The following is a 14,659-nucleotide window of genomic DNA, read 5'->3' on the forward strand; positions in this document are numbered from 1 at the left end:
GCGCACAAACAAAAAGGGTTGGCATTATGCCAACCCTTTTTTCGTACCAATTTTCGTATCAATGATGATTCGATAAACCACCAGAACACTATGTCATTATCGATGAGTCACTGGACGCTTAGCTAAGTCAGGAAGATTGCCAGACAAACCCAGTGCGCGCTTCATGATCTCATCTTTCGCACCCGGTAATTGGCCCGCTAGCTTCATACCAATACCACGAATCAGCTTCTTAGCTGGGTTATCGCCTTCAAACAGATCTTTGAAGCCCTGCATTGAAGCAATCATTTTCGCCGCCTCTGCTTTTCTCCAGCGCTCATAGCCGCGAAGATTACGCTTGGTGCCAATATCCTCACCCGCAGACCATAGCTTTAACAGCTCTTGCGCTAAGCTTGCTGCGTCTAATAAGCCAAGGTTCACACCCTGCCCTGCTAATGGGTGAATGGTATGAGCAGCATCACCAACCAAAGCCACACGCTCTACCGCAAAGTCACGCGCATAACGCATGCGCAGTGGGAAAGCAAAACGGTCACCAACCACTTCGCACAATCCAAGCTTCGAGTCGAACTCTGCCGTTAGCTGCTTATTAAAATCAACATCCGACATGGATACCAGCTTCTCGGCACGATTTGGTTCCGTAGACCAAACAATCGAGCTCATGTTGCTTGGTTGCATTGGTAGGAATGCCAATGGGCCTTGAGGCGTGAAGATTTGACGAGCAACGCTGTGGTGCGGCTCTGTGGTTTTGATGTTCGCGACAATCGCACTGTGTCCGTAATCCCAATGTGTTAATGGGATATCTTGCTGCTTACGAACCCAAGAGTTTGCGCCGTCTGCTCCAACAACTAACTTAGCTGTCAGTGCTTGACCATTGTCCAATGTTAACCAAGCTTCACTTTCACCAATCGCCATCGTTTTACACGTTGCGGGCATATACAGGCTGACGTTGTCTTGTTTCTTAACCTGATCAAGCAGCGCTAATTGAATCACACGGTTTTCAACGATATGACCAAGATTAGGCTGAGCCAAGCGTGTCGAGTCAAACTCAATACGAGCGAAACTGTCTTGTTCCCACACTTCCATCGCTTGATACGGTGCAGCGCGTCTTTGTTCGATACCTTGCCATGCACCTAGGTTACGAAGAATCACTTCACTAGAACGACTCAACGCGGATACACGCACATCAGGCAGCTCACTCAGCCCTTCACTAGGCGCTCTGCCTTCAATGACAGCGATTCTTAGGTCACTGTCTTTTAGGGCAGCAGCAAGCGCTAGGCCAACCATGCCACCACCAACAATCGCGATATCAACACTTTGCATCATTATTTATTACCTTATCTTTCTACTAGGCCAAGCGTATGACGCAAAAGTGGACCTTTAAGTGGTGGAAGGTTATCTATTACGGCTAACCCAAGATTACGCCCAATGCGAGCGGTCATATAATCGTTTGAGAACAGGTGAACTAGGCTTGAAGTCAACGTGATCATTGCGTCTCGGTCTTGTTCTCTACGCTTTCTAAAGTTAACAAGACCACGGTAACGACCTACATCATCTAACTGGGTACACAACTCTTCTGCCAAGGAAGCCACATCTCGGATGCCTAGGTTAAAGCCTTGCCCCGCAATTGGGTGAAGCGTTTGAGCAGCATTACCAACAATGGCAAATCGATGAGAGATATTTTGCTGTCGGTGACGAAGAATCAGAGGGTAACTCGCGCGCTTGCCGACCTTCTCTAATCGGCCAAGTCGCCAGCCAAAGTCATTCTGCAATTGCTCAAGAAATTCATTGTCGTTTAGCGTCATCACTTTTTGTGCTTGCTCTGGTGTTAAACACCAAACCAACGATAAACGGTTGTCACTCATCGGTAATAGAGCAACTGGCCCATGATGGGTAAAACGCTCAAATGCGCGACCTTGGTGAGGTTCACTCGCCACAATATTGGCAATCACAGCGACTTGCTCAAAGTCGTGCTCACTCAATGAGATATTGAGCTGTTGGCAACAGGTTGAGATTGCACCGTCAGCAGCAACCAGTAACTTAGTGGTTACTGTTTGCCCACTTGTCAGTTCAATCGTCGTCAACGCTTCTTCACGTTCAACTTTACTAACAGACTCAGGACAAAGCATGGTAATTGCCGCTTCTGATTCAAGTTTCTGCTGATAGATTCGACCCACATCTGCTAACTCGACCACGTAGCCAAGCGCATCTACAGCAAGCTCTTCACTGTAGATGTCTGTCATTCCGGCATGCCCGCGATCCGAAACATGGATATCTTTAATCGGGGTCGCGACCGGAGCGATAGATTGCCATAAGCGCAAAGAATCCAGGATCTGCACCGTGCCATAGGACAAAGCAATCGAACGAGAATCAAACCCAGGGTGAGCTTGATGATCAACCTGATAAGGCTCCACTACCGCAATCGACAGTGAACCTTGGCTTAGGTGATTCAAAGCAAGGGCTAAGGTTGCCCCTGCCATTGCGCCACCAGCAATTACAACATCATACTGAGCCATCATAACCTCAAACCGGCCAACGAATTAATGAATGGTAGGCGCCGCATCTTCAGATGGGCGAGCACCAAATTCAGCATGAATCGTTAGTGCACACGCTTTTACATGCTCAATAACGTGCTCTAGAAGCTGCGCTTGCTCTTCCAGATCATCTTCTTCGTCAATGCCTAGCTTAGCCATCTCTTCTAGATCAGCTAATGCTTCTTTTGTACTGTCAGACGCTTTGTTCAATTGAGCGCCAACCAAGCCTAGACCAGTAATGAAATGGTTAATCCAATCAGACACACCATCAGCCAAGTCAAATAGGCTTGCGCTTGCGTCTTCGTCAGGCAGCAACATAGACAATTCCATACCCGAACCTGTGATTTCACTGGTCGTTACTTTCAGTGTCGCTTCCGCTAGCGTTAATGCGCGATCTGGCCAACCCATGCCTTCATTGGTGTAATCGAAGATCAGTGGTTGCCAGCTTTTATCTGCAAGGCTTAAGCCTCCGCTTAACATACCCGTTAATAAACCGTGCATCTCAGCAGGGGTTACGGCTAGACTTGCCGATTGAAGTTCAGTCGCAACCGTTAGGTAGTCAGGTAAAGTAGTTTCGCTCATCAGATAGCTCGCTCAGTTATTCTTTATATCGATAGTATAATCGTACCACTTCACCCCAATTCTGGTAAGCATCGATCCCCAGCAATTGAAGGATGACTGACTACCAATTGTTCAATTTGCTGAATTACTGTGTGCTCAAGCTCTCATTTACAAACAGTCACTCTGAAAAGCTTGAATCTTAATAGCGGTTTACCTATAGTTTCTCCCTCAGAGGAGATTGCTTCCTCATCGGTACTTGCACTTTTTCTTTCTCAAAAAATGGCGAAGGGCAACAGCCTTAAAATAGCGCGTTAAAGAGTTCATCCATCATGAGTAATCAAGCGGTAGACGTTGAAATATTAGGAAAACTGACTCGAGTGAATTGTCCACCAGGGCAAGAAGAGTCATTGATTGCAGCGGCGGCCGATCTTGATAATCGATTGAAAGAGATGGCTGAACGTACTAAGGTAACCAATGAAGTGAAGCTGCTGACTATCGCAGCTCTGAATATTTGCTACGAATTACAAACCAAGAAGTTTGAAGCAAATGATGAACAAAACGCACTGACCGAGCGAATGGAACAGCTCACGACATCACTTTCAGATGTCCTCAGTAAAGTTAAGCACGGACAGCAATAGCGTACACAAAATTTACCCTGGAGTGTTTGTCAGAGGATTCACGTCCCCGAGCCGATAAGCAATCCCTAAGGGTTAGTACTTGAGTGCTATTGAGCATGCTCGGCCCGACCGAGAAGCCTACGGTAATCATTGCTGATCCGCCTTGAACTCGCTGGTTCAAGGGCCATCTATTCTCAACGGCACTTTGGGGTATCCCTTCTTATGAAGACGCTCACACGCAGCGAATTTCGCAAACAGATCCGTATCAAACGCAATGCCTTATCTGGCGACCAACAAACTCAATCCGGTATCGACTTAGTTAAGCAGTGCATGCAGCTTGATGAAATTCAGTCTGCTCAGCATATTGCCCTCTATATCTCTATCGATGGCGAACTCGATACTCAGCCTTTAATCGAATGGTTATGGGCGCAAGGTAAGCAAACTTATTTACCAGTATTGCACCCCTTCTCTGCCGGGCACCTGCTGTTTTTACACTACTCGCCAACCACACCGACGGTCTTGAATAAGTACGGTATTGTCGAACCTCAGCTCAATCAAATGCTGGTTAAACCTTGTCAGCAACTCGACCTTATTCTTACGCCCCTTGTCGGCTTTGACTCCCATGGCCATCGTTTAGGTATGGGCGGCGGATATTACGATCGCACCTTGGCAAAGTGGTTCGAGACGGGCGAAGGTGCAGCTCCTATTGGTTTGGCTCATGATTGCCAACATGTTGATACGCTACCGATTGAAGAATGGGACATTCCGTTACCTAAAATCGTGACTCCGAGTAAAACTTGGCAATGGGAAAACAACCATTAAAGCGCTATAATCGCGCCGCAAACGTTAACCTCGATATATAAACGTTAACTTCAATACGCGAACGATTAATTCAAAGCGCAAGACCTTATTCAGGAGAATGGCATGACTCAAGATGAAATGAAAAAAGCAGCTGGCTGGGCAGCACTTCAATATGTTGAAGAAGGCAGCATTGTAGGTGTAGGTACTGGCTCTACAGTAAATCACTTCATCGACGCACTAGGCACAATGAAAGACAAAATCAAAGGTGCGGTTTCAAGCTCTGTTGCTTCAACGCAGCGACTAGAAGAGCTAGAGATCAAAGTGTATGAGTGTAACGATGTCGCTAAGCTAGACATCTATGTTGATGGCGCAGATGAAATCAACCCAACTCGCGATATGATCAAAGGCGGCGGCGCTGCTTTGACTCGTGAAAAAATCGTAGCGGCTATCTCTGATAAGTTTGTGTGTATTGTTGACGGTACTAAAGCAGTTGATGTGTTGGGTAAATTCCCACTGCCTGTTGAAGTAATCCCAATGGCACGTTCATACGTGGCACGTGAGTTGGTTAAGCTTGGTGGTGACCCAGTTTACCGCGAAGGCTGCACAACCGATAACGGCAACGTGATCCTAGATGTGTACGGCATGGCGATCGAAAACCCGAAACAACTAGAAGATATCATCAATGGTATAGCTGGTGTGGTGACGGTTGGTCTGTTCGCTCACCGTGGTGCTGATGTGGTTATCACCGGCACGCCTGAAGGTGCAAAAATCGAAGAATAAATAATAGAAGATTGAGTTTTTCTGTTACTTCATTACATACGGTGCCCTAGGGCGCCGTTTTTTTTGCTTTATTGCTGTAAAATTATGTCTTATTCCGTAATTTTCTTACCCAAAACATTTTTTTTTTGTTACTTTATTGTTCAGAAGACGCACAGGGAAAACGTTTGTCTCCTAACAAAGTGGTTAATTTGTTCCCCTTTCAGCCATTTTGTAGCACGTGCGCCGCATTTGCCCAACCTTTCCATTTTAAGGACGAGAACAATGGCCAAAGTTTCACTGGAAAAAGAAAAAATTAAAATTCTACTTCTAGAAGGTCTTCACCCTTCTTCTGTAGAAGTACTGCAAGCCGCTGGTTACACAAACATTGAGTACCACAAAGGCTCGCTACCGGAAGATGAACTTCTTGAAGCAGTAAAAGATGCTCATTTCATTGGTATTCGTTCTCGCACTAATATCTCCCAAGAAGTTATTGATGCAGCTGAAAAGCTGGTTGCCGTCGGTTGTTTCTGTATTGGTACTAACCAAGTCAACCTTCAAGCAGCAGCAAAACGCGGTATCCCTGTGTTCAACGCACCGTTCTCAAACACTCGAAGCGTTGCTGAGCTCGTTCTTGGTCAGGTTCTATTGCTACTACGTGGCATTCCAGAAAAGAACGCGCTTGCACACCGTGGCATCTGGAAAAAGAGTGCCGACAACTCTTACGAAGCCCGTGGTAAGCGTTTAGGTATTATTGGCTACGGTCACATCGGTACTCAACTGGGTATTATTGCTGAAAACCTTGGCATGCGTGTTTACTTCTACGACATTGAAAACAAACTGTCTCTGGGTAACGCAACGCAAGTTCATACCATGACGGAATTACTGAACAAGTGTGACGTAATCTCTTTGCATGTACCTGAAACCAACGAAACAAAAGACATGATGGGTAAAGAAGAGTTCGAGCGCATGAAGCCTGGTTCTATCTTTATCAACGCAGCTCGTGGCACGGTAGTCGATATTCCTGCTCTGTGTAGCGCTCTGGAGTCTGGACACCTTGCAGGTGCGGCTATTGATGTTTTCCCAACAGAACCAAAAACCAATGCAGACCCGTTTGAGTCTCCATTAATGCAGTTCGATAACGTGATCCTAACGCCTCACGTGGGTGGTTCAACTCAAGAAGCACAAGAGAACATTGGTGTTGAAGTTGCTGGTAAGCTAGCGAAATACTCTGATAACGGCTCTACGCTATCAAGTGTTAACTTCCCTGAGGTATCACTACCACTGCATACTGGAACGTCTCGTTTATTACACATTCACGAAAACCGCCCAGGCATCCTAACTCAGATCAACACCATCTTCGCTGAGGAAGGGATCAACATCGCGGGTCAATACCTACAGACTGCGGCTGATATGGGTTATGTCGTTATCGATGTAGAAGCCGATCGCTCTGAAGAAGCACTGCTTAAACTGAAAGAGATCGAAGGCACAATCCGTGCTCGTCTTCTTCACTAATCATCGCACTCAAAATGCATAAAAAAGGCTCTCATCATGAGAGCCTTTTTAGCATTTGGCCTATCGTAGGTAATTAGGTCGTCATGATCCAAAACCTTCTATAGCACTGTCATTACTCTTCGATCTGGTAGATCACATTCACGCGATCACGAATGGTGATCGTTGAGTCTTCATAAGAGTTCGATTCTGTTCTTGCATCCATCGCCATTGAACGCATGAGTACTGGCTGAGAAGATTGAGCGTTGTAATCCACGCGCCATACATCACCTAACTCGCGCTCAAAACCACTCGCCAATGATTTAGCTTTTGATGTCGCATCTTTAATGGCTTCTAAGCGCGCTTGCTCTTGATACTTAGCTTGGTCGCGAACTTGCAGTTGGATGTTGTCGATCTGATTAATGCCTTCTCCAATCGCAATATCCATGTACTCATTAAGATTAGCTAGCTCAGTCACTTGAACGGTCACATTACGTGAGGCGCGGTAGCCAACCAGTTCCGGTTTGCCATCTTTCGGGTAATGATATTGAGGAGATAAATACAGGTTAGAGCTGTGTACACTCGCCTCATCAACACCAGCTTGATGCAGCTTGTTTAGAAAGCCTGTCACGACTTTATCAACGGTATTTTTAGCCTGTTCAGCAGTCATCGTCGATTCCACGACTCTCACAGAGAATGTCGCCATATCAGGTGTAGCGATCACTTCACCATAGCCTGTCGTTGAAATATGAGGAAAGGATGGAGAGTCAGCCAATGATGGAAAACTCACAGCACTCAACGCCGCAGTAAGAGTAAGAGTAAGAGACGTTGCTAACATCTTTGGTACAAGCTTCATTAGGTATAACCTATGCTAAACAAATGTCCTTTCATCATAGAGCAATTTATCGTTTAGCCAATCCAGAGCACACACTTCTAACAGAACTTTGACGCTGAAAAAACCAACAGTTTACTGAGGTAAGTGATTGTGAGCAAAACTCAATATTGCTTGGGATACCTCTTTTAATACTCCGCTCTCAAGCTGCCAATGGTGCCAATAGATGCGATAAGAGAGCAGAAAGCCAGGGGTAATATCAATCAGAGCACCAGACTCGAGCTCATCGATAATCTGTAATCGGGGGATCAAGCAATAGGCTACACCCGATAATGCCAAGCGCACAAATGCTTCTGAACTGCCGACTGTATGATTGATCACACTGTCTCTCGGGACGTTAAAATGATCATGCAGAAACTTCTTATGCAGATCATCGTATTGATCATAGGAAACCGCAGGTGCTTTGCTTAAGGTGGCGTAGTTTACGCCCTCTGCAAAGTAACGCTGATGAAAGTCAGGGCTAGCCACGCACACATAATCCATCCTACCGAGATAGTCAGCACTGCAGCCAGGAATCGCTTGAGACTCCAAACTGATTGCACCGGCCACCTCGCCACTTTTAATCTTTTCAATGGTTCTCGACTCACCATGAATCGCGAGGTTCAACTCGACTTGGCGAGATTTAATCACATCCGACAAAGCTGGTAGCAACCATGTCGCCAAACTATCAGCGTTGGTGGCTATGGATATCGATAGTGGTTGATTACCCTCTTCATTCATCAACTCAGGCACAAGCTCGTGCTCTAACAAACGAACACGGCGATATAAGCCCAGTAGTTTTTTACCCGCAGGCGTTGGCCTAGGCGGGCTTTCTCTCACCAAGGCTGGCTGAGCCAACCACCTTTCCAGCTGTTTGATGCGTTGAGATACCGCCGACTGGGAGATATATAACTGCTCAGCAGCCCTTTCGAAGCTACGTTGTTTTACTACAGCATCCAGTGCTTCAATCCATTTATAATCCAATCCGCGCATCAATTTGCTTCCTTTTTAAGCTAACTCATCACCACATTAGCAACTCTAATAATGGATTAAAATCATTAATTATACTTATTTAAAGGGTCAGAGTATCTTCGCCATATAGCACGTAAATATCGTTAAATAAGTGGAGGTTAAAATGAGTTTTTGGGTTTTATTACAAGGTTTTGGTCTAGGGGCAAGTATGATTATCCCTATTGGCGCTCAGAATGCGTACGTCCTAAATCAAGGGATAAAACGCAATCATCATTTAACGACAGCAACGATTTGTAGCCTGCTCGATACTCTGTTTATCTCATTAGGCATTTTTGGCGGCGGAGCGATCTTGTCGCAAAATGAATTACTGCTTACCTCAGTGACACTAGGTGGCATCGCTTTTCTGACTGTGTATGGTTTGCTCTCACTACGCAGTGCATTCAAAGTACGCACCAGTGATGAGTCGAAAGGTGAGATATTAGCGCGTGGCAAGCGCACCGTTATTTTAGGGGCATTGGCAGTAACAGTATTAAACCCACATCTCTATTTGGATACCGTGGTAATTCTTGGATCCATTGGTGGGCAATTTGAAGGCAACGACAGAATTGCATTTGCTATGGGGACTATATTGGCTTCGTTCGTCTGGTTCTATTCTTTGTCATTAGGCGCTGCAAAACTAGGCCCGACGCTATCTAAACCTAAGGTTAAGAAAGGCATTGATATCGCAGTCGCAACCATGATGTTCGCCATAGCAACGGTGCTTACCGATGGACTTATTGAGCAATACTGGTAAATCTATTTAGCTTCATGAAACCAACAAAAAAGGCGGATAACCTAAGTTATCCGCCTTTCCTTATAAAAGCTTATAGTTATAAAAACTAACTAGGAATTAAGCTTCTACTTTATTCATGTGTACATCCATTTGCGGGAATGGAATTTCGATACCCTCGTTATCCAAGCCTTCTTTGATTGCTTGCATCAGGTCGAAATAAACATTCCAGTAGTCAGCAGTGCTAACCCATGGACGAACAACGAAGTTAACTGAAGAATCAGCAAGCGTATGAACACCAACTTGAACGCCAGGTTCTTTCAGTACACGCTCATCAGATTCACAGATCTTAGTCAGTAGCGCTTTTGTCTTCTGAAGATCAGCGTTGTAAGAAACACCAATCATTAGATCAATACGGCGCGTCGCATGACGAGAATAGTTTGTGATTGGGCTGCCGATAACGCTACCGTTAGGTACTACAACCATTTTGTTGTCTGGCGTTGTTAGAACCGTCTGGAAGATTTGAATAGAATCAACTGAACCTGCCACACCACCAATTTCCACATAGTCACCAGACTTAAATGGACGGAATGCAACGATAAGTACACCAGCAGCAAAGTTAGATAGTGAGCCTTGTAGTGCAAGACCAACGGCTAAACCAGCCGCACCAATAACAGCAACTACAGATGCCGTTTGAACACCTAAACGACCAAGTGCAGCAATTAAAACAATCACAAACAACAAGTAACGAACTAAACCATGGACGAACTCCACAACTGCTCGGTCCATTTTCTTCTTCTGAAGAACCTTAGACACGCTATTCGCTACTGCTTTAACAATAAGGTTACCAATAAATAGAATTATCAGTGCTGAAATGATATTTACGCCATATTGGATAAATAAATCTGAATTATTTGTTAACCACTGCTCTGCTTGAGACAAACCATCCACAAGTGGAGTCTCAATCGCTGTCGAACTATCAGCCATAATGTGCATCCTCTATATAATATGCTATGGGCTAAACTGCCTTAAGCCTCATTTACTCTGCAATATAATAAACAGTGTAATTACCGTTAAGTCATTGTGTTAAAAGTAAATTAAAGCCAAGTCCTTTTTATAAACTGAACCAAGTTCAGTTTTTCGGCACGATATCCTATCTTTGACAGATTGCAAAGTCATATTTATGTAAGCTTTTGAATTATTAAAACTTACCGATAAACACAAATACCGATAACTAAAAGACTACGAAATTTATTCACCGCACGCTAGGTTTTTCACATATTTAGTACAAGTTTTTATCAGATATAAAAAAACCCGCTCAATGAGCGGGTTTTTAAAACTTAAAGAGTACTTAATTCAAAGAATTATAGTACGTCTACAGCGTTAAGGTCAGCAAATGCTTTCTCTAGACGAGCAACCATTGAAGCTTGACCAGCACGTAGCCATACGCGTGGATCGTAGTACTTCTTGTTTGGAGCAGCTTCGCCAGTTGGGTTGCCGATTTGACCTTGTAGGAAATCGAAGTTGTCAGCAGAGTACTGACGGATACCGTCCCAAGTTGCCCACTGTGTATCAGTATCGATGTTCATTTTGATAACACCGTAGCCGATAGACTCTTGGATTTCTGCTTCAGAAGAACCAGAACCACCGTGGAATACGAAGTTTAGAGCGTTAGGTGCGATACCGAACTTCTCTGCACAGTATGCTTGAGAGTCACGTAGGATAGTTGGAGTAAGTACAACGTTACCAGCTTGGTAAACACCGTGTACGTTACCGAAAGATGCAGCGATAGTGAAACGTGGGCTAACAGCCATTAGTTTCTCGTAAGCGTATGCTACGTCTTCTGGAGAAGTGTAAAGCTCAGATGCGTCCATATCAGAGTTATCAACGCCGTCTTCTTCACCACCAGTACAACCAAGTTCGATCTCGATTGTCATGTTCATTTTAGCCATGCGCTCTAGGTACTTAGCACATGTTTCGATGTTCTCTTCTAGAGACTCTTCAGAAAGGTCTAGCATGTGAGAAGAGAATAGAGGCTTACCAGTTTGTGCGAAGAACTCTTCACCAGCGTCTAGTAGACCGTCGATCCATGGAAGAAGTTTCTTAGCAGCGTGGTCAGTGTGCAGGATAACTGGAACACCGTAAGCTTCAGCTACAGCGTGTACGTATTTTGCACCAGCTACAGCGCCAAGAACTTGTGCGCCTTGACCTTCAAGTTTAACGCCTTTACCTGCGAAGAATGCAGCGCCGCCGTTAGAGAACTGAACAACTACTGGAGCTTTAACTTTAGCAGCTGCTTCTAGTACTGCGTTTACAGAGTCAGTACCAACAACGTTTACAGCAGGAAGAGCAAATTTGTTTTCTTTTGCTACTTCAAATACTTTCTGTACGTCATCGCCAGAAATCACACCAGGTTTTACAAAATCGAAGATCTTAGACATGGAAATAGTCCTATTTATTCTATCGTTTTAAGATTAAAAAACTTAAGTTTAAAAACTTGCAATCGTTTGCTCACAACTTATGCCATTCTAGCAAAAAAGTGTGATATGCAGCAAACGTTAAAAGGCGAGATTCACATCTCGCCTTTCTAAATCAATTATGCTTTAGCACGCTCTTCAAGCATTGCTACTGCAGGAAGTACTTTACCTTCAACGAATTCAAGGAAAGCGCCACCGCCAGTAGAGATGTAAGAAACGTCAGCTTTGATACCGAACTTATCGATAGCTGCTAGCGTGTCACCACCACCTGCTACAGAGAAACCTGCAGACTCAGCGATTGCTTTAGAGATACCAGCTGTACCCGCTTCGAAGTTCTTGAATTCGAATACGCCTACAGGGCCGTTCCAAAGGATTGTTTTCGCGTTGCCGATGATTTCAGCTAGTGCCGCAGTTGAATCTGGACCAAGGTCGAAGATCATGTCGTCGTCTTGAACTTCAGAAACGTGCTTGATTTCAGCTTCTGCGTTTTCGTCGAATGCTTTAGCACATGCAACGTCAGTTGCTACTGGGATAGCACACTCTTTCATTAGCTTTTGAGCCGTTTCAACTAGGTCAGCTTCGTATAGAGACTTACCTACGTTGTGGCCTTCAGCAGCGATGAATGTGTTCGCGATACCACCACCAACAACAAGCTGGTCAGCAATTTTAGAAAGAGATTCTAGAACGGTTAGTTTAGTAGAAACTTTAGAACCACCAACGATAGCCACTAGTGGGCGAGCTGGGTTGTCCATTGCTTTACCAAGCGCTTCAAGCTCAGCAGCTAGAAGAGGGCCAGCACATGCTACAGGAGCGTAAGTACCAACGCCGTGTGTAGAAGCTTGAGCACGGTGAGCTGTACCGAATGCATCCATTACAAAGATGTCACATAGTGCAGCGTATTGCTTAGAAAGTGCTTCTTCGTTCTTCTTCTCGCCTTTGTTGAAACGAACGTTTTCAAGAACAACAAGTTCACCAGCGTTTAGCTCTAGGCCGTTTACGTAATCTTTAGCTAGTTTAACTTCGCAGTCTAGTGCGTCGTTTAGGTAGTTAACTACAGGAGCTAGAGAGAACTCTTCGTTGTATTCGCCTTCAGTAGGACGACCAAGGTGAGAAGTAACCATTACCTTTGCGCCAGCTTCTAGGCAAAGTTTGATAGTTGGTAGAGATGCAAGGATACGTGCATCTGAAGTTACTTTACCGTCTTTTACTGGTACGTTTAGGTCAGCACGGATAAATACGCGTTTACCTGCAAGTTCCAGGTCAGTCATCTTGATCACAGACATGATTTGTCCTCTCAAATTTAAATAAATATAAAGTTTTGGAAACTCAGCAACCCTGCTAAGCCTATAAATTATTCAACTGGTAATTCTTTCACTACTAATAATATGTGGACTCTTAGTATTTATTTCAAGCTAAAAAATAAATAATCCGCACATTTGCTTCTAGGTCTTACTTCTTGCCTTCAGAAGCTTGCATTGCAAGAACCGTATCCAGCATTCGGTTCGCAAAGCCCCATTCATTATCACACCACACTAGCATTTTAACTAAGTGGCCGTTGCTCACTCGCGTTTGTGAACCATCAACGATTGCGCTATGGGGATCGTGATTAAAGTCGATGGAAACGAGCGGCGCTTCAGTATAGTCAACTATATTGTGTAATGTACACTGGGATGCATTAACAATGGTTTGATTTACGTCATTAACTTTCACATTTGCATTAATTGTGACACTTAAATCCATCGCTGTTACGTTTACCGTCGGCACACGCACAGATATAGCTTCAAATTTGTTGGAAAATTTCGGGAAGATTCTTTCAATACCTTTATGCAACTTGGTATCGACAGGAATGATCGATTGGCTTGCTGCTCGAGTACGACGCAAATCGCTGTGGTACGCATCGATAACTTGTTGATCATTCATTGAAGAGTGAATAGTCGTAATCGTACCGGACTCGATACCAAAGGCGTCATCAAGAACCTTAATGATAGGGACAATACAGTTGGTGGTGCACGAACCATTGGAAACGATTTGGTGGTCCGCTTCGATGGTATCGTGGTTCACACCATAGATAATGGTGTTATCGAGGTCATTGGCACCGGGGTGAGAAAACAGTACCTTTTTCGCCCCTGCAGCAATGTGCGCGAGGCCGTCATCTCGGCAACCATAAACACCGGTACAATCGAGAACGATATCCACCTCAAGGTCACGCCAAGGCAACAGCTCAATATCAGCAAGATGTAAGATACGAATGGTATCAAACTCACCCTTGTCTTCAGCACCAATGCCATGATGGACATAAATGTGCTCTTGATCGTTAGAGATTTTCTTACCGAAGCGGCCGTGACTGGTGTCGTACTGCAATAGGTGAGCCATAGCGTCAGGCTGAGCAAGCTCATTGACCGCTACTACTTTGATTTGTTGGCTTTTGCCACTTTCATAGACAGCGCGCAATACGTTACGCCCTATTCGTCCAAATCCATTTATCGCGACTTTTAGCATAGTTCCGTACATCTAACCAAAATTTCGTGCAACAGATGATAACTGAATCCTACCCAAAAGGCATTACTTGAATAACTCAGCTTGTTCATGACAGATTGATCTGTTGCTTATAGAGATGAGTCTAGGAGAAACAAATCCCAGAGACAAAAAACCGAGCTCAGCGCTCGGTTTTTTTATTCATTTCATTGTTAGCACTAAGCTAGCAATCAATGATTAAGCAAGAAGCTCTTTCGCGGTGTTTACTACGTTTTCAGTAGTGAAACCGAACATCTTGAATAGCTCGCCTGCTGGTGCAGATTCGCCGAACGTTGTCATAC

The 14,659-nt window shown here is 44.6% G+C and carries 14 protein-coding genes and 1 other RNA gene; 6 read left to right on the top strand and 9 right to left on the bottom strand.

The genetic code is table 11. The annotated features are described in order from the left end of the window. Nucleotides 1-96 precede the first annotated feature (96 nt). From AB4507_RS19805 to AB4507_RS19815, 3 genes are read right to left on the bottom strand one after another with little or no spacing between them, the layout of a single operon-like run. A complete protein-coding gene (locus AB4507_RS19805) occupies nucleotides 97-1,320 on the bottom strand; it encodes an FAD-dependent 2-octaprenylphenol hydroxylase (RefSeq protein WP_102321427.1) in 1,224 nt (407 codons plus the stop codon). Nucleotides 1,321-1,331: 11 nt separating this feature from the next. Further along, nucleotides 1,332-2,510: a 2-octaprenyl-6-methoxyphenyl hydroxylase gene (ubiH, locus tag AB4507_RS19810; protein WP_372054670.1), complete on the bottom strand. Its 1,179-nt coding sequence runs from the start codon at nucleotides 2,508-2,510 to the stop codon at nucleotides 1,332-1,334. Nucleotides 2,511-2,534: 24 nt separating this feature from the next. Next, the gene (locus tag AB4507_RS19815) at nucleotides 2,535-3,110 is read right to left on the bottom strand and encodes a YecA family protein (protein ID WP_017059055.1); all 576 of its coding nucleotides are present in this window, start codon (nucleotides 3,108-3,110) and stop codon (nucleotides 2,535-2,537) included. Between the two features lie 308 nt (nucleotides 3,111-3,418). Between AB4507_RS19815 and zapA the strand changes: the two genes are divergently transcribed. The 5 genes from zapA to serA all read left to right on the top strand — a co-directional run bounded on the left by zapA (nucleotide 3,419) and on the right by serA (nucleotide 6,778). Beyond that, on the top strand, nucleotides 3,419-3,727 hold the full coding sequence (gene zapA, locus AB4507_RS19820; protein ID WP_004735366.1) for a cell division protein ZapA: 309 nt from the start codon (nucleotides 3,419-3,421) through the stop codon (nucleotides 3,725-3,727). 11 nt (nucleotides 3,728-3,738) lie between these two features. Beyond that, nucleotides 3,739-3,922: non-coding RNA, 6S RNA (gene ssrS, locus AB4507_RS19825), on the top strand. Nucleotides 3,923-3,928: 6 nt separating this feature from the next. Next, nucleotides 3,929-4,528: a 5-formyltetrahydrofolate cyclo-ligase gene (locus AB4507_RS19830; RefSeq protein WP_017059056.1), complete on the top strand. Its 600-nt coding sequence runs from the start codon at nucleotides 3,929-3,931 to the stop codon at nucleotides 4,526-4,528. 102 nt (nucleotides 4,529-4,630) lie between these two features. Next, complete coding sequence (rpiA, locus tag AB4507_RS19835; protein ID WP_017059057.1) at nucleotides 4,631-5,287, top strand: ribose-5-phosphate isomerase RpiA; 657 nt, start codon at nucleotides 4,631-4,633, stop codon at nucleotides 5,285-5,287. Nucleotides 5,288-5,548: 261 nt separating this feature from the next. Beyond that, entirely contained in the window at nucleotides 5,549-6,778 is a 1,230-nt protein-coding gene (serA, locus tag AB4507_RS19840; protein ID WP_372183177.1) for a phosphoglycerate dehydrogenase, read from the top strand. A 112-nt stretch (nucleotides 6,779-6,890) separates the two neighbouring features. Here the strand turns inward: serA and AB4507_RS19845 are convergent, their stop codons facing one another. Both AB4507_RS19845 and AB4507_RS19850 read right to left on the bottom strand, forming a co-directional pair. Next, nucleotides 6,891-7,610: an oxidative stress defense protein gene (locus tag AB4507_RS19845; RefSeq protein WP_372183179.1), complete on the bottom strand. Its 720-nt coding sequence runs from the start codon at nucleotides 7,608-7,610 to the stop codon at nucleotides 6,891-6,893. A 111-nt stretch (nucleotides 7,611-7,721) separates the two neighbouring features. Then, nucleotides 7,722-8,618, bottom strand: coding sequence for a LysR family transcriptional regulator ArgP (locus tag AB4507_RS19850; protein WP_372098709.1), 897 nt, complete (start codon nucleotides 8,616-8,618; stop codon nucleotides 7,722-7,724). Between the two features lie 142 nt (nucleotides 8,619-8,760). Between AB4507_RS19850 and AB4507_RS19855 the strand changes: the two genes are divergently transcribed. Next, nucleotides 8,761-9,390: a LysE/ArgO family amino acid transporter gene (locus AB4507_RS19855; RefSeq protein WP_017059061.1), complete on the top strand. Its 630-nt coding sequence runs from the start codon at nucleotides 8,761-8,763 to the stop codon at nucleotides 9,388-9,390. Nucleotides 9,391-9,486: 96 nt separating this feature from the next. Here the strand turns inward: AB4507_RS19855 and mscS are convergent, their stop codons facing one another. The 4 genes from mscS to epd form a co-directional block, all read right to left on the bottom strand. Beyond that, nucleotides 9,487-10,353 carry a small-conductance mechanosensitive channel MscS gene (gene mscS, locus AB4507_RS19860; protein WP_017063201.1) on the bottom strand — a complete coding sequence of 289 codons (867 nt, stop codon included), beginning with the start codon at nucleotides 10,351-10,353 and terminating at the stop codon, nucleotides 9,487-9,489. Between the two features lie 377 nt (nucleotides 10,354-10,730). Beyond that, on the bottom strand, nucleotides 10,731-11,807 hold the full coding sequence (gene fbaA / locus AB4507_RS19865; RefSeq protein WP_010435694.1) for a class II fructose-bisphosphate aldolase: 1,077 nt from the start codon (nucleotides 11,805-11,807) through the stop codon (nucleotides 10,731-10,733). Between the two features lie 155 nt (nucleotides 11,808-11,962). Beyond that, entirely contained in the window at nucleotides 11,963-13,126 is a 1,164-nt protein-coding gene (locus AB4507_RS19870) for a phosphoglycerate kinase (RefSeq protein ID WP_017059064.1), read from the bottom strand. 166 nt (nucleotides 13,127-13,292) lie between these two features. Beyond that, nucleotides 13,293-14,342, bottom strand: coding sequence for an erythrose-4-phosphate dehydrogenase (gene epd / locus AB4507_RS19875; protein ID WP_032545627.1), 1,050 nt, complete (start codon nucleotides 14,340-14,342; stop codon nucleotides 13,293-13,295). Nucleotides 14,343-14,659 lie beyond the last annotated feature (317 nt).

It is taken from the genome of Vibrio sp. 10N.222.54.A3 (assembly GCF_041474095.1).
Taxonomy (GTDB): domain Bacteria; phylum Pseudomonadota; class Gammaproteobacteria; order Enterobacterales; family Vibrionaceae; genus Vibrio; species Vibrio crassostreae_C.